General features: G+C 41.7%; 13 protein-coding genes and 1 other RNA gene. 11 read left to right on the forward strand and 3 right to left on the reverse strand.

The genetic code is table 11. The annotated features are described in order from the left end of the window. The first annotated feature begins 335 nt into the window (after positions 1-335). Positions 336-2882, forward strand: coding sequence for an ATP-dependent helicase HrpB (gene hrpB / locus P8629_RS02115; RefSeq protein WP_278164021.1), 2547 nt, complete (start codon positions 336-338; stop codon positions 2880-2882). Between the two features lie 29 nt (positions 2883-2911). On the opposite strand, the gene P8629_RS02120 is transcribed toward hrpB, so the two are convergent. Together P8629_RS02120 and P8629_RS02125 are read right to left on the reverse strand one after the other, a co-directional pair. Continuing rightward, a complete protein-coding gene (locus P8629_RS02120) occupies positions 2912-4201 on the reverse strand; it encodes an HDOD domain-containing protein (RefSeq protein ID WP_278164024.1) in 1290 nt (429 codons plus the stop codon). Positions 4202-4416: 215 nt separating this feature from the next. Then, the gene (locus P8629_RS02125; RefSeq protein ID WP_278164026.1) at positions 4417-4851 is read right to left on the reverse strand and encodes a DUF3010 family protein; all 435 of its coding nucleotides are present in this window, start codon (positions 4849-4851) and stop codon (positions 4417-4419) included. Between the two features lie 152 nt (positions 4852-5003). Between P8629_RS02125 and P8629_RS02130 the strand changes: the two genes are divergently transcribed. Continuing rightward, the gene (locus P8629_RS02130; RefSeq protein ID WP_278164028.1) at positions 5004-5201 is read left to right on the forward strand and encodes a DUF3185 family protein; all 198 of its coding nucleotides are present in this window, start codon (positions 5004-5006) and stop codon (positions 5199-5201) included. A 40-nt stretch (positions 5202-5241) separates the two neighbouring features. Here P8629_RS02130 and P8629_RS02135 read toward each other — a convergent pair whose 3' ends face one another. Then, positions 5242-5757: a DUF2062 domain-containing protein gene (locus tag P8629_RS02135; RefSeq protein WP_278164030.1), complete on the reverse strand. Its 516-nt coding sequence runs from the start codon at positions 5755-5757 to the stop codon at positions 5242-5244. Between the two features lie 400 nt (positions 5758-6157). Between P8629_RS02135 and rnpB the strand changes: the two genes are divergently transcribed. From rnpB to mraY, 9 genes are all read left to right on the forward strand, one after another. Beyond that, an RNA gene (gene rnpB, locus P8629_RS02140) (RNase P RNA component class A) lies at positions 6158-6523 on the forward strand. A 489-nt stretch (positions 6524-7012) separates the two neighbouring features. Continuing rightward, positions 7013-7438, forward strand: a complete 426-nt coding sequence (gene mraZ / locus P8629_RS02145; RefSeq protein WP_278164032.1) for a division/cell wall cluster transcriptional repressor MraZ — start codon at positions 7013-7015, stop codon at positions 7436-7438. Position 7439: 1 nt separating this feature from the next. Further along, on the forward strand, positions 7440-8384 hold the full coding sequence (gene rsmH, locus P8629_RS02150; protein ID WP_278164033.1) for a 16S rRNA (cytosine(1402)-N(4))-methyltransferase RsmH: 945 nt from the start codon (positions 7440-7442) through the stop codon (positions 8382-8384). 102 nt (positions 8385-8486) lie between these two features. Further along, the gene (ftsZ, locus tag P8629_RS02155) at positions 8487-9677 is read left to right on the forward strand and encodes a cell division protein FtsZ (protein WP_278164035.1); all 1191 of its coding nucleotides are present in this window, start codon (positions 8487-8489) and stop codon (positions 9675-9677) included. A 56-nt stretch (positions 9678-9733) separates the two neighbouring features. Then, positions 9734-10090, forward strand: a complete 357-nt coding sequence (gene ftsL / locus P8629_RS02160; RefSeq protein WP_278164036.1) for a cell division protein FtsL — start codon at positions 9734-9736, stop codon at positions 10088-10090. After that, the gene (locus P8629_RS02165; protein WP_278164037.1) at positions 10062-11834 is read left to right on the forward strand and encodes a peptidoglycan D,D-transpeptidase FtsI family protein; all 1773 of its coding nucleotides are present in this window, start codon (positions 10062-10064) and stop codon (positions 11832-11834) included. The genes ftsL and P8629_RS02165 overlap by 29 nt, the downstream gene beginning before the upstream one ends. Further along, positions 11831-13345 carry a UDP-N-acetylmuramoyl-L-alanyl-D-glutamate--2,6-diaminopimelate ligase gene (locus P8629_RS02170; protein ID WP_278164039.1) on the forward strand — a complete coding sequence of 505 codons (1515 nt, stop codon included), beginning with the start codon at positions 11831-11833 and terminating at the stop codon, positions 13343-13345. Before P8629_RS02165 ends, P8629_RS02170 begins: the two co-directional genes overlap by 4 nt. 13 nt (positions 13346-13358) lie before the next feature. Beyond that, positions 13359-14783: a UDP-N-acetylmuramoyl-tripeptide--D-alanyl-D-alanine ligase gene (locus tag P8629_RS02175; protein WP_278164040.1), complete on the forward strand. Its 1425-nt coding sequence runs from the start codon at positions 13359-13361 to the stop codon at positions 14781-14783. Positions 14784-14788: 5 nt separating this feature from the next. Continuing rightward, a complete protein-coding gene (gene mraY, locus P8629_RS02180) occupies positions 14789-15874 on the forward strand; it encodes a phospho-N-acetylmuramoyl-pentapeptide-transferase (RefSeq protein ID WP_278164042.1) in 1086 nt (361 codons plus the stop codon). Positions 15875-15898 lie beyond the last annotated feature (24 nt).

Genomic DNA, 15898 nt, shown 5'->3' on the forward strand with positions numbered 1-15898 from the left:
TTTTCTGATTCTATTAGCCCGTCACTAAGAACTGACCTTTAGTGAACTGTTTCGGTTGATTTGAATTTAGCGATCATTATTTATGAAGTCTCTTAATACTCTCCTGATTACTCTCTTACCTAGATATTTTCTGCCAGGCCTGGCTATTTTTTATCATAATTTTTGAAAGACCTTGTTTTAACCTCGTTTTCGTTCTTCGAACAGCTGGTGTCTGACTTAAAAGATTATTCACAGATTTTTATGGATATCTGTGGCAATAATTTTTTTATAATGGGATACGTTGGCTTTTGCGCAGAGTGCGGCTTAATTTTTAATGGATAAATTGATTGTAATATATGAAAGAATTGCCGATTCAGGCGCTGTTGCCGGAACTAAAACAAGATTTAAAATCGCATCATAATGTTATTTTACAAGCGGAACCTGGTGCCGGGAAATCAACCGCCGTGCCTTTGGCGCTGTTAGAGTCCGACTGGTTAGCGGGGCGTAAAATCATTATGCTGGAGCCACGTCGTTTGGCGGTTAAGTCAATCGCTTATTATCTAGCAAGTCAATTAGGCGAACAGGTCGGGCAGCGAATTGGCTATCAAATCCGTAATGATCGAAAAAGTTCATCAGAGACGGTTCTGGAAATCGTGACGGAAGGGATTTTGACTCGTCGGCTTCAGGCAGACCCTGAGTTGAGTGATGTTGGCTTAATTATTTTTGATGAGTTTCATGAACGCTCTATTCATGCTGATCTGTCGTTAGCGCTCTGCTTAGAAGTTCAATCTGCTTTAAGGGGTGATTTAAAACTGTTGATCATGTCAGCAACGATGAATTTAACACACCTACAGGCGTTATTTGAACAAGCTTCTAAATCGGTATCTTTATTGCAGTCGGCAGGGCGAACATTCCCTGTTTCTGTGTCGTATTTGACCTCGGCGTTAAAATCCTCTCATCCAGCTGATTGGATACCCGCATTACAAAGCCTGATTCGTAAAGCCATTGTGGAAACCGAGCAAGATATCCTAGTGTTTTTGTCAGGGCAAGGCGATATTCAAAGAGTACAACATCAACTGGAATCATCGTTACCTCAAGAGATAGTGGTACTTCCTTTGTATGGAGGGTTGAAGCAAGAGAACCAGGAGGTGGCATTGTTACCAGATGCAGAGGGACGTCGAAAAATCGTTCTGTCGACGAATTTGGCTGAAACCAGTTTGACGATAGAGGGGGTGGGTGCCGTAGTGGATTCTGGGTTTGCGCGCAAGGCGTTATATGATATTTCAAGTGGCATGACAACGCTGACGACGCAGCGAATTTCGCAAGCGTCTGCAGAGCAACGTAAAGGGCGCGCAGGGCGTTTGTTCTCCGGAAAATGTTATCGCTTATGGACAGAGTCACAGCAAGCACAGTTATTGCCTTTTGATGAGCCAGAAATCAAACAAAGTGATTTATCGGATTTGTGCTTGGAATTAGCACAATGGGGTGTGTTTGTACCTGATGAATTACAGTGGTTAACCGTTCCGCCTAAACCGCATTATGAAGCAGCAAAAACGCTATTGGTCTCTTTGGGGTTGTTATCAGAAACGGGAGCTTTGACTGATCTGGGGCAGAAAAGCATGGCCTTTGGCTTGCCCGCACGTTTAGCGAAAATGTTATTGGTTTCCGACCAGGTCACTCACTTGAATCAGGAGGCCGCACAAGTTTTGGCGTGTGATGTGGCAGCTATTTTAGCGGAAAGAGACGTTTTGTCTTTTTCAGAGGGCACGGATTTAGTGAAGCGTGTTTTAGCCTTGCAAGCTTACCGGTTGAACCGAAAGCAAGCTGAGCAACAGTATCATATCCAGCGTTCCGCAATGGAGCAAGCTGCCAGAAGTTCTAAAAACTGGCAACAAAAGATAGCAAGAAATGCCGACGTCTCTTCATTATCTTTGGCGGACTTACAACTTAATGTTGGGGTACTGGTTGCAATGGCTTATCCCGATCGTTTGGCTCAAAAACGAAGAGGCGGGGGAGCTCGTTATGTCATGCGAAATGGAAAAGGGGTCTGTTTGAGGGAAGAGGATTCTTTGCAGTCATCCCCTTGGTTGGCAGTGGCTGCTGTCGATGGCAAGCGTCAAGATGGACAGGTTTATTTAGCGGCTCCGGTTACGTTAGAGGATATCAAACGCCTATTTTTTGAACATATTAAGCATGAAAAGTATTATCGCTTTGACGAGGGGAAGAAAGAGATTACAGGATCGGAACAGGTACGATTAGGAAAACTGTTGTTGGAAGAAAAAACACTTTTAGCACCCAATGAAGATGCTATTCATAACTGTTTGTTGGCTGCAATCGAAAAAGATTTAAGTTTGTTGCCGTGGCATAAGAAGGTTCAGGCCTGGCTTAATCGTGTTCGTTGGCTTTCACAATATAATGACGACTTTCCTAATTTTAGCCAGGCCTGGCTAAAATCAAATCTAACAACTTGGCTACTGCCTTATTTGAATGGCATTACCAGTGTGAAAGCATTGCAAAACTTAGATTTGTTGATGTTGTTGCAGGCACAGCTTCCTTATGAATTACAACAAAGTTTAGAGCAACAGGCGCCACGAAATTATGAAACACCTTCACACAAAATGGTTCCGATTGAGTATGAAGGACACCCTAAAGTTTCGGTGGTTTTACAAGAAGTATTCGGTGAGTTGGATTCTCCTAAACTGGCCTGGGGAAAAGTACCGCTTATGTTTGAATTGTTATCGCCTGCGCGTAGACCCATTCAGGTGACGAGTGATTTAGCGAATTTTTGGCAAACCTCTTATTTTGAAGTGAAAAAAGAAATGAAAGGTCGTTACCCTAAACATCGTTGGCCAGATAAGCCGTTGGAAGAAAAGGCGGGTAGATCGATTAAAACTTGTTCATGAGTTAACGAAGGGTTAGCAATGAGTGAAGATTAAATTCGAGTAATTTTGGCCGCTTTATGCCCAGTGGTAATCACCATGGTATAAGCAGACTTGACATCAGCTTGATTGATGGTGAGGTGCGACAAAGCATAATCACGTGAACGTTTTAACTCATCACTGACGTAAGTTTGTCCCATTGCCGAGCATGCAACGAAATCACTTAGCATCATTAACAGCGCCATGTCACAGATTTTGCTATGCGTTTCTTTAATTTCCGGCGTGATGTGTCGAGAATGGTGTAATAAAATGCCTTTGTAGATTTCCGGGATCATCCCCCAGTTTTTGGCAATTACTACGCCGGCTTCACTGTGTGACGTGTCAAATAATTCGAGCTCTTGTTTACGCGCTGCGTAAGGCTTTGATAAAGCTCTTAAGAAGATAGGTTTGTAGCCGACCGGGTCGATTTTCGAGAGGAATACTGCCCCGATATTTTGTAGTAATCCGCCTAGATAAGCTTCCGAGCGGGAAATTCCTGCTACACTTTCTGATAATTCTGCGGCGGCTAAGGCGGCATTCATGCCATGCATCATAATGGCGTTTTCTAATGGACTGTTATTGTGCTGACGAACCAGAATCGCCGCACAAAATAAATCAAATACATTATCAAGACCAATCAAGTTCAGGATGGTCCGCACTTTCATTAACTGATCAATTGATTTTTTAGGATAAGCTTCTCGTGCAATTTTGATAAATTCTGCCAATGTTTCAGGGCTTTTTTTAATTAAATCTTCCACTTTGGATAAATTTGGATTAGCCGAATAAAGCTCTTCTTTAATCATTAACAGTTCTGGCGGGAGGTGGTAAACATAGACTTTTTTGAGTAGTTCAATTGCAGTGTTGATACGATTTTCAAGGTGCACGGAAATAGGGGCTTTTTCTGCACCACAGGTATCACTTAATAGGTTTTCAATGTCTTGTTTGCCTAAGGTTAAGTCTTCATGCATGGCGAGAGAATGCTCTGGCATATTGACAATGCGCGCGCCATAAAAATGATGACCGTTCTTTTTGCGGTAAGAACTGATGACAATCGCATCTATTTTATAGGGCTCTGCCTGGGGGCCGGAGATTTGTACATTTGAAAAGATCTTGCCACTACTGATGTTAGCGGTAGGCTCATCTGTGGTAAAGGAAATGCCTCCCAGAGAAATATCATAGCCGGTAAACGGCGTATTATTCAGAAGGACCTTAAAGTTACGCCGATAACGTGGGTGTTTACGTTTTTCTTCAGTTTCATCATCTAATGAACTGGGATTGCTTTTATTTATCGGAGCTGATGACATTTCAATAAGGTTTCTTTTTTATAGACACTTGGTATTTTAACGTTCAACTAGAAAAAACTGTGCCTATATTGTTGTTTTTTATACTAAAAAAATTAATTATTCAATTTGGAAAACTTATGTCTTTGGTTAACTGTTTGTTTTTAAAGAGAAATATGTTTTGTAACAATGCATGTTTTTTATTTTAATTTGAATGAGTTAATCGTTTTTGAAGGCATTTACCATTCATATTGATCGGCAATATAACCAAAAGCGGTCATAAATGCCGGTTCTTGAAACTTTTTAAGACCGGTTTCCGAAAAAGGAATAGGAAGAGGATATTTTTTTAAAGCGGCTTTTTGAGTTGTTGCATTTAGGAGTATTACATTCAGGTTTGGCATTAACTGTAATGCCGCTTCTAGTTTAAAGCCATTTGCTCCGCCAGCAAATTTGCCTTTTTTTTGTCGAGCTCGAATGACAATATGGTCAATTTGGTAATCTTCCACCAATTTTGAAAAAGTTTTTTGGAAATATTTCAAATCACTTGCGCTATCAGGGTTTGGACATTGAATTCGGCGTGCTCTACATTCAGGTAGATTAAAGATTTCTGATTCAAACTTAATTAAGCTGATAATCGCATCATTTCCACTTAGTTCTACTCCGCACACCATCATAATCAGCTCCTAATTAAATTTCATATTGTCGAGACCGAATTATCGCAGTTCATTAAGTGGTCGTGTGAATTGTTTTCAAATTTTCTTGTAGGTTTGGGTGGCTTCTGTAGAATAAAATTGGATTATATTTCATCTATTAAGGAGTAATGGCTATGTCTAAAAACTTATTAAGTGTGATTTTGATGGTCTTAGGTGTTGTGTTATTGATTTGGGGTATTCAAGCCTCGGATTCATTTAATTCACAGGTTTCTGAAATCTTTACGGGTACCAGTACTGATAGAGCGATGTCTTTAATGATTGCTGGGATTGTGAGTTTAGTCGTTGGCGCTTATTTGAAGTTTCGAGGCTAAGTTTTCAATTGATATTGGCTGGGGTTGGTACGAATTTTTATTAATCCGCAGAGTTAAACAAGTCTCTAAGAGAGCTAAGATGAAAATGTGCGATGACGACATAAAAAACACTGCCAATCATAAGGCCTAAAGTGATATTGCCTAAGAAAAAGGGTTGCCAGATGAGTGGAAAAACCTGATCAAACCAGTCTAGTGATGCAATAGGGATTTCAGTGTCTAAAGAGGTTAACTTTGGTGTGTTGAGTAACCAGGTTCCAAATTGATATCCGCCATACCAGATAAACCCCATGGTCAGAGGGTTGGTTATCCAAGCTAAAGCGGTAGCTAGAGGAATGTTTGCTCGAGCATAATATGCAAATATGGACCCTAGTACCATTTGGAAAGGAACAGGCAGCATCATACAAAAAGCACCGATAAATCCTGCTCTGGCAAATGATTTTCGGTCACCCATCCAATAAACTTTATCTTTAAATCTGGGAAAGTATTTATTTAAGAAGGGAGAGGTTTTTGTTTTGCGACCGATTTTATGTATTTGGAGTTTGGCATAACGCAACATGCTTTTATTTTATCAGGGTTGGATTATTTTTGGGTTAATAAAAATAATCACTCAAGCATGAAAGAAGAGGCTAAGTACTTACAGGTTAAATAAAATAAAAGTTGCCGTCAGCGTTAATGTAAACAGGAATACTGACGGTTTATAAGTGGACAATCTTGGCTTTTTACCTTCCTGGTGATTTTTAGTCATCAAGTCCATTGATTGAGTCGCTCTTTTTATTTTGAATGAGAAAGCATCCTATCAGAGAGCTTATTTGTTTAATAATTAGAGGTTTTTATGCCGCTATAGGTTCTTTGCTAAGCGGGTCATCAGCATGATCTTCTGGTTTGAAAGCAGTGGAGTGTTTTCAACTGTTTTAATAAGTGGACATTTTAACCACTCTAGAGTAAAGTTGCTTCCGCAAGAAGGTTGGACAATCGCGAGATTTTATCTCGAGGAAAGTCCGGGCACTATAGAGCAGAATGCCAGCTAACGGCTGGGCGGTGGAAGCCGACGGAAAGTGCAGCAGAGAGTAGACCGCCAATTTATTGGTAAGGGTGAAAGGGTGCGGTAAGAGCGCACCGCACAGCGGGTAACCGTTTGTGGCAAGGTAAACCCCATTCAGTGCAAGACCAAATAGGAAAACACGTTTGAGCTTAGCTTAAACAAGGTGCGGCTCGTACCTGGTTTTCGGGTAGGTTGCTTGAGGGAAGTAGTGATGCTTCTCCTAGATGAATGATTGTTACCAGCAATGGTACAGAACCCGGCTTATAGACCTTCTTGCTTTTTTATTCCTTTCTTTAAGATAAAACAGCCTTGTTTTTCATAAAAATTCGTATTTTTCCCACAAAAAACCACTTTTTTATTTTTTTTCAAAAAAATCCCCACTTTTCATCCCTTGAATGATTTTTATAGCTATAAGTAGCTTATTTAGTGTCTTAGTTGAAATTTACTATCTATATATTGGGTTTTTCCTGTCAGAAAGAAACCGCCTTTTTCTTATTACCTTTTTGGGTTATCTTATTTTTCATACTTAATTTTAATTATTATTTTTGCTTATAACTTATTGAAAAATAAAGCTTAAATAATGCCGATACTCGAAGGGCGTTAAAGCAGGTATGCTCGCTAAGTTGTTGGTCTGTAAAAAGAAATTCATAATTCAAACGATGAATACGCTTGACAGGGGTGTCAAAGTTCAATATAGTGGCGACAAGTGGTGCAAAGTGGCGAAAAGTGGAAAATAATGTTGTTCTTCCGTGGAATAAATTCAATCAATATGGACACAAAGGGGCGTTTGGCAATTCCTAAACGTTACCGTGAGTCTATTGCCGAAGCAAGTGAGAATCAGCTTGTCGCCACCATTGATTTGCACAGCCCTTGCCTATTGATTTACACCATGGATGAATGGGAAGTGATTGAGCGTAAGTTAATGTCGCTTCCTAATATGGATCCGCAAGCAAGACTTGTCCAAAGGTTGTTGTTAGGACATGCCTCTGAAATGGAAATGGATGGACAAGGTCGAGTTTTGCTCCCTAGTTTATTGCGAGAACATGCCAAGCTCGAAAAAGAAGCCATTTTATTAGGTCAAGGGAATAAGTTTGAACTTTGGTCTCAAGAAGCATGGGGTGAAAATCGCCCTGAAATGCTTGATTCAGCATCGGTTGGAGATGTTTCTGAATCTCTTGCGAGTCTGAGTTTGTAGTATGACTGAGATAACGCAAACAGGGCAGTCAAGTCATTACCCTGTGATGTTGTCTGAATCTGTTGCAGGGTTGGCAATCGATCCAGACGGTATTTATATCGATTGTACCTTTGGGCGCGGTGGACATAGCCAAGCCATTTTAAACCAACTGGGTGAGCAGGGACGTTTATTGGCAATTGATCAAGACCCAGAAGCTATTCGCTATGCAAAAGAGAGTTTTAACGATTCCAGGTTTGAGATTCAGCATGGGAGTTTTGAGGCATTAGAGCAGTACTGCGAAGCAAGAGGTTGGGTTGGCAAGGTTAACGGAATTTTGATTGATTTGGGGGTTTCATCCCCCCAGTTAGATGAAGCTGAGCGAGGGTTCAGTTTTATGCGTTCTGGTCCTTTGGATATGAGAATGAATCCTGAAACAGGTTTGAGCGCACAAGAGTGGTTGATGCAAGTGGACGAAAAAACGCTGGCACAAGTGCTCAGACAATATGGAGAAGAACGTTTTTCTGGACGTATTGCTAGGCATATAAAAGAAGCGGTACAAGAACAAAAATTACAAACCACGCTAGATTTGGCAAAAGTGGTGGCCAAAGCTTCGCCTAAGACAGAAAAACACAAGCATCCGGCAACACGCACTTTTCAAGCGATTCGAATTGCTGTTAATCGTGAGTTGGATGTGTTGAAAAGTGTTTTGGAAGCATCGGTTGCGGTACTGAAAAGCGGTGGCCGGCTATCGGTAATTAGTTTTCATTCTTTGGAAGATCGGATAGTGAAACAATTTATTCGCGATCAATCACGAATTAAAGATTTGTTTCCCGATTCACCTATTCAGCTTGAAGTGGTGGAACCGGTGATTAAAAAGGTGGGAAAGCCTATTTTTCCTTCCAAAGAGGAATGTGAAGAAAATCAGCGGTCTCGCAGTGCTGTACTGAGAATCGCAGAAAGAATTTAAGAAGAGTTGCTTTGAAGCAATATCTAAAAACAGAATTTGTTTGTTCGTAATCACGAATAGATGAATGTTGGGTAACATTGTGTTGATTAAGGGGAGTATCACATGAAGTTTAATTTACAAGAAACCATCTCTGCAGACGCGGGCATGCCAAAGATCAAGGTTATTGGTCTCGGTGGCGGCGGCGGAAATGCTGTTGATTACATGGTGCGCTCAGAAGTTGAAGGCGTTGATTTTATTTGTGCGAATACGGATGTACAAGCACTGAAAAATTCTACGGTTGAAACGTGTATTCAGTTGGGTGCAAACGGTTTAGGCGCAGGTGCTAATCCTGAAAAAGGAATGGAAGCGGCTAAAGAAAATATTGAGCAGGTTAAAGAAGCGTTGAAAGGCGCAGATATGGTCTTTATTACTGCTGGCATGGGTGGTGGAACCGGAACAGGTTCGGCCCCTGTCGTTGCACAAGCGGCACGTGAAATGGGGATTCTGACAGTTGGTGTTGTGAGTCGTCCTTTCGGCTTTGAACGTCGAGCGAAAATTGCAGATGCAGGTATTCAGCAATTGGCTGAAAGTGTTGATTCTTTAATCACTGTTCCCAACGATAAATTATTAAAAGTATTAGGACGTGATTTTGTTCTAGCAAAAGCCTTTGATTATGCCAATGAAGTACTTCACGGCGCAGTTCAAGGGATTTCTGAGTTGGTGACTCGACCAGGAATGATTAACGTCGACTTTGAAGATTTGCGTACTGTTATGTCTGAACGTGGTGTTGCCATGATGGGTGTAGGGCATGCAACGGGTGAAGATCGTGCGATTAAAGCAGCAGAAAAAGCAATTGCTAATCCATTATTGGAAGATATCTCTGTATCTGGTGCAAAAGGTCTATTGGTTAACATTACTTCAGGACTTGATTTTACGTTGGGTGAGTTCAATGAAGTTGGTGACGTCATTGATCAAGTTGCTTCAGAAGACGCTAAGGTCATTATCGGGACTTCTATTGATGAATCAATGACTGACGAAATTCGCGTAACAGTGGTGGCAACGGGTTTGTCGGAAATCGGTGATGCGAAACGTCCTGAAGTGGTTAAACCAAACTTGCAAGCGGTTGAAGCCAGTAAGGCAGATGAAAAAGTCGAAGCTGAGAAAGTGACGTCTAATTCAGAATCTGTAGCAGGAAAGCCAGCACCAGAAGTAGTTCGTCCAAAAATGGTCGTAAATGGTGGTGTCACTGGTAGTGTCGACTCTAGTTCTAACTATCTAGACATTCCCGCTTTCCTTCGTCGACAAGTCGATTGATTTTTTGACGGTACGGTGATGACTGAATTCTCTATTTGGTCATTCTGGACTAGCAGATGGTAGTGCAAAAACTCCCCAAACTTAGCCAGTTTAATCAGATTAACTGGCAAGGTTTCTTTGCACTCTTTTTGCTGGTCCTTGTCTTTATTTCTCTGATCTCAATTATTCAAATTCAACACCAGGTTCGTCATTTAGAGACGCAATATGCGAATGCATTGAAACAAGAAGTGCTTTTGAATGAAGAGCACGGTAAGTTAACGTTGGAAAAACATCACTTAACCGCTTTAGCCCGGGTAGAGCATATTGCTAGAACACAGTTAAATATGACATTAGATAAAACCCCCGAAAACTTGAATTCTCAAACTATTATTTTGGAAAAACTTAATGCATCCTCAGCAGAATCCGAAAATTAATAGAGATTCGTTGATTTTCACGTTGATCGTGATGCTATTCGTTGCCATTCTTTTTAAAGCATTTCACGTCCAAATCTTAGAGTCAGATTTTCTTCAAAATGAAGGTAATAAACGCCAAATAAGAAGTCTGGAAATTCCAGCACCACGTGGCGAAATTTTTGACCGTAATAATAATGTTCTGGCATTAAGCACGCCCATTGATTCTATTTGGGTTGATCCTAAGGTTTTATCTTTCTATTTAGACTCGCAACAACAAAATCTAAAAACAAATCTTGATAATCTTTCTGTTAAAGAATATGCAAAAAGACAGGCCTTTATTAAAGAAAAAAAGCAGGCCTATCGTGCGATGCTAGGGTTGCTTGGAGTTTCTTTTAGTAGCTTTACTCAAGAGGTTTTAGCGAAAAAAAGTCGTCGTTTTTTATATGTTAAACGTGGCGTTCTGCCAGAGTTGACCGCCAAGATTGAAGCTTTAGATGTTCCTGGACTTTACGTTCAAAACCAATATAAGCGTTATTATCCAGCAGGAGAAGTGGTTGGGCATTTAATCGGTTATACCAATATTGACGATGTCGGTATCGCGGGAATTGAAAAAACGTATGAAGACTGGTTATCTGGAGTCGATGGAAAAAAACAAGTTATTAAAGATCGTGCCGGTCGAGTGGTTGAGTTTGTTAAAGATATTCACCCTGCGGAGCCGGGTAAACCAATGGTACTGAGTATTGATAAAGATATGCAGTTTTTTCTTTATCACGCTTTGAAGAAAAGTTTTATTAAACACCAAGCCAGTTCGATTATGTCGGTGATTTTAGATGCCAAGACAGGTGAAGTATTGGCAATGGTCTCTTTACCTGCATTTAACCCGAATGATCGTAGTCAATTAACAGGCGCTCGGTTGCGCAACAGTGTCATTGCTGATCGGATTGAGCCCGGCTCAACGGTAAAACCTTTTATTATGGCCAAAGCGTTAGACTTAAAAGTGATTCATTTAACCGATGAAATTCAAACGTCACCTGGTTCGATTCGTATTCAAGGTCAGCGCATTACAGATACCCGAAACCACGGCACCATTACCCCGGCGGAAGTTATTAAGCTTTCAAGTAATGTTGGCGCTACCAAAATTGCTCTGAAGATGACACCGAATGATGAATGGCAAATGTACCATGATGTCGGGTTCGGACAAGATTTAGGGTTGTTTCTACCCGGCGAAACTTTAGGTTTTTTACGCCCTGCAAATGAATGGCAGAAGATTGATCAAGCATCGGCTTCCTTTGGATACGGCTTTAACATTAATTTAATGCAACTGGCACATGCATATATGATCTTTGCCAATCAAGGGCGTATCAAGCCTTTAAGTTTATTAAAGTTAAATGAGGTTCCTATAGGACATCAGGTCGTCTCAAAAGAATCGGCAGCAGCAGTATTGCAGATGATGGAGAACGTTGTTGGTCGTAATGGAACGGCGCCAGAAGCTAAGATTGAAGGGTATCGTATTGCAGGAAAAACAGGAACAGTACATCGAACTAAAATAGGCGGGTATGAAGAAAATAAATACATTTCCTTGTTTGCCGGCATTGTTCCAGTCTCGAATCCAAAATATATTATGGTGACGGCTGTCAATGAACCGAGTCGAGGCATTTATTACGGTGGAAAGGTCGCTGCCCCCATATTTAAAGAAGTTATGGAAGAGGTGCTTCGTTTAAAGAATGTCCCACCAGACGAAATTATTGAGGATGAGCAAAAATGAAGCGGCTTGCCGAGATTTTGACATTCTTTGAGTTACCTAACTCACCATCGATTAAAGGCATTGAAAAAGATATAGTCGCCTTAACGATTGATTCACGTCAGATTACAGAAGGGGCGGCATTTATCGCTTTATCAGGCGTTCAATCTCACGGAATCCTTTACGCTGAACAGGCCATTAAAAATGGTGCCCGCTGCATATTGACCGATACAGCAGGCCTGGCAGAATTTAATAAACAGAACGATGATCACAAAATGACGACCTGTCCTGTTATTGAGGTGCCATTACTGGATAAGCGGTTAGCCGATTTTGCGAAATGGTTTTATGATGCACCTAGCGAACGAGTCAAAGTGATTGGTGTGACGGGCACCAATGGGAAAACCTCCAGCAGTCATTATATGGCTCAAATGCTGAATGCTTTAAATTATAAAGTTGCATTGATGGGCACGCTTGGAAATGGTTGGTTTGGTGCCTTAAAAACCAGCCAAAACACCACCGTTGATGTGGTAACGCTAAATCATTTGTTAAATGATTTTGCTGCACAGCAAGCTGATTATGTTGTGATGGAAGTTTCTTCTCATGCGATTGAGCTAGGTCGGATTGCCGGGATTGGTTTTGAAGTTTTAGCCATGACACAGGTGACACGGGATCATTTAGATTTCCATCACACAGAAGCTGCATACCAAGCTGTTAAGAAAAAATTATTTTTAAATTACCCAAGCCAATATCAGGTTCTGAATGTCGATGACTTGGTTGGTCAAGCCTTACTGCGAGAGTTACCCACGATAGATAGGGTAATAAGTTATTCTCAAAAAGATGCTCAAGCAGACATCGTTTGTTTAGACAGTATATTGAATTTGACCGGCATGCAGGGCACCTTAATCGTTCAAGGCGTTTCCTTAGCATTTGAACTACCGTTAATGGGTCAGTTTAACTTAGAGAATGTGCTTTGTGCTGTTTCTGTACTGTCTGCTTGCGGTCTGGAAGCATCTAAAATACAAAAATCATTGGCATCGGTTAAAGCGGTTAGTGGTCGCATGGAGTTATTAATTCAGCCAAATCACCCCACGGTATTGGTTGATTATGCACATACCCCCGATGCCCTTGAAGCTGTTTTGAAAGCGACAACTCATCATGCATCAGCTAAGGAAACAAAATTATGGGTGGTGTTTGGCTGTGGTGGCGATCGAGACACTGGAAAGCGTCCATTAATGGGGAAAGTAGCAGAAACTTACGCTGATGAAGTGGTATTGACGGATGATAACCCTCGAGGTGAATTGCCTGAAGCGATTATTGCTGATATTAAAAAAGGCATGCATCGCCCAGCCAAAGTGATTCATGATCGCCCGGAAGCGATTGCTTATGCCGTTAAACAAGCATCAAGCTGTGATATGGTGGTGATTGCCGGCAAGGGGCATGAAGATTACCAAGAAATTAAAGGAAAACGCTGGCCAATGAGTGACCAGAAAATGGTTAAAGAATTGTTTAGTACCTCTGGTGCTGGTTCGGTTTGACAAGGAACTATATATGACATGGGATTTAACAGATTTGGTTGAAGCCGTAAATGGTGTGTTGGCTGGCGAATTATTGGGAGATGATCCCGTGATTTTTACGTCAGTCAGCACTGATACACGGACGTTGAAATCTGGTGCGCTTTATATTGCGATTAAAGGTGAAAACTTTGACGGCCATTCCTTTGTCGGCGATGCAGTTCGCCAGGGTGCTGTTGCGGTGTTGATCTCTGAACCGATGGAAACGGTTGTGCCAGCCGTTTTGGTAGATGACACGCGAATTGCTTTTGGGCAGTTCGCAGCTTGGCATAGACAACAAATGGGGTTGAAAGGTTTAATCGGGGTGACCGGCTCTAATGGTAAAACCACCACAAAAGCACTGCTAGCACATATCTTATCAAATCATGCCACGGTGCTGGCGACTCAAGGAAATTTAAACAATGATTTTGGACTGCCACGTACCTTATTAGAGCTTTCAGAATCAGATGATTATGCCGTGATTGAGATGGGTGCCAATCACCGAAAAGAGATTGCCTACCTGACTCAAATAGCCAAACCTGATGTTGCAGTCATTACGTTGGCGGCTGGCGCACACTTGGAAGGTTTTGGTTCTTTGCAAGGCGTGATTGAAACCAAGGGAGAGATTCTGGAAGGGGTTTGTGAAGGCGGCGTAGCGGTTTTAAATACCGATTCTCCGGGGTTTGAATATTGGGTGGAGAAAAGTCAGCGGTTACAAGTTTCGGTAATAACCTTTGGGCAGGCGCGTTTTGCCAATGTACAGGTCACTGACTTTAAACAGTCAGAGAACCAGATCGCCTTTACGCTGGATTTGAACTGGCATGAAATACGTCAATCAGAAGTTGTGACGATGCCGGTTCTTGGATTTCATAATGCCATGAATGCGGCGGCGGCAGTCGCTGCGTGTTTGGCCGCTGGGTTATCCTGGCCTGACATTCAGCCAGGCCTGGTTGATTTTGGTGGTGTCTCTGGACGACTACAACAATCATTATTACCCAAAGGGATTTTAGTTGATGACAGTTATAATGCGAACCCGTCGTCGGTTAAAGCCGCTATTGAAACCTTGATTCAGTTACCCGGTAAATCAGCTGTTTGTTTAGGAGGAATGGCAGAGCTTGGCGAAGACTCAGAAACCCTACATCAAGATGTTGCTGCGTTTGCCAAGGAAAAAGGCGTCAAAAGCTTATTGCTTTTTGGGGCAGCAACACAAAGTATGCAAACCGTTTTTGGAGAAGGTGCTCTGTGGTTTGAATCACAGGATGCTTTGGCGCAAGAAGCCGTACGTTTAATTCAACAAGATGAAATACAAAACCTACTGGTAAAAGGATCCCGTTCGGCCAAAATGGAACGGGTCAGTGAAACTGTTTTAGCCTCATTGGAAGCGTACCAATCTTCCATACACGATGAACACAACCAAGGATAAATAGCATGCTAATTTATTTAACAGACTATCTAACGCAATATATTTCTGGTTTTAGCGTCTTTAATTATATTACGATGCGAACCATTATGAGTGTGCTGACGGCATTGCTTATTTCCTTTATGATCGGCCCAAGAGTCATTCGTTGGCTTATCCGCTTAAAAGTCGGTCAAAGCGTTCGTTTGGATGGCCCTGAAACGCATTTGGTTAAAACCGGAACGCCGACGATGGGTGGCGTTATGATTCTGTTTTCAGTCTCCATCGCTGTTTTATTGTGGGGGAATTTGAGCAATCATTACTTGTTGATTGCCACGCTTACGATGTTAGGGTTTGGTGTCATCGGTTTTGTAGACGATTATAAAAAAGTTGTTTATAAAGATCCGAACGGTATGCGCTCTCGTACCAAGTTTTTCTGGCAATCGATTGTGGGGCTGGTGGCGGCTTTTGCTTTGTATTATTTAGCAAAAGTGCCAGCCGAAGCACAGTTGTTGATTCCTTATATGAAAGACACCTTTATCTATTTGGGGGCTTGGACAGTTGTGTTGGCTTACTTTGTTATTGTGGGGACGTCGAATGCCGTTAATTTAACCGATGGCTTGGATGGCCTGGCGATTATGCCAACAGTGATGGTCGCTGGTGCTTTAGGTGTGTTTGCTTATGTAACAGGGCATTTATATTTTTCAGATTACCTACAGATTCCTTATATTCCCGGTGTGGGAGAACTGGCCATTTTTTGTGCCGCGCTGGTGGGTGCTGGGTTAGGGTTTTTATGGTTTAACGCGCACCCTGCGCAAGTTTTTATGGGCGATGTTGGCTCTCTATCAATCGGGGCGGCATTAGGGATTGTTGCGGTTGCTGTGCGTCAAGAATTGGTTTTGTTTATTATGGGCGGAATTTTTGTCGCAGAAACGCTGTCGGTCATTTTACAGGTGGGCTCTTATAAATTACGAAATGGAAAGCGTATCTTTTTAATGGCACCATTGCACCATCATTTTGAACAAAAAGGGTGGCATGAGTCGCAAGTCATTGTTCGTTTTTGGATCATCACTATTTTATTGGTATTAATTGGGTTGGCCAGCTTAAAAATTCGATAATAACAACTGTATTAAACAGTGTCA

The sequence above is a fragment of the Hydrogenovibrio sp. 3SP14C1 genome (assembly GCF_029625905.1).
In the GTDB taxonomy this organism is placed as follows: domain Bacteria; phylum Pseudomonadota; class Gammaproteobacteria; order Thiomicrospirales; family Thiomicrospiraceae; genus Hydrogenovibrio.